The 230-nt window shown below is 40.4% G+C and carries 1 protein-coding gene; it reads right to left on the bottom strand.

What is annotated here, in order from left to right; all coding sequences use genetic code 11:
- The coding region (locus Q4519_RS22245) for a hypothetical protein (RefSeq protein ID WP_303516170.1) at positions 1 to 230 on the bottom strand (230 nt) is incomplete at both ends.

Raw genomic sequence — 230 nt, 5'->3', positions numbered from 1 at the left:
GGTGCTCGGCGGTTATTGCTAAGGGTAATGGGATCTTGTAATGACAATTTCTCTACTACTAGGTAGAGCCCTTTTATTTCACGCCAACGTCGCCTAGAAAACCAGGTGAAGCATAATGATAAAAACATGCCCAGCGGCATTAACTCATCTAGCTCAAAATTCTCATATTGCTGAAAGAAAGTCACCATTGTTTCAGATATATCTAAAGTCAACAGTGTAATGAGCAAAGG

The organism is Motilimonas sp. 1_MG-2023 (assembly GCF_030547455.1).
Taxonomy (GTDB): Bacteria; Pseudomonadota; Gammaproteobacteria; order Enterobacterales; family CBDFNC01; genus Motilimonas.
This window is presented reverse-complemented; position numbering and strand designations above follow the sequence as displayed.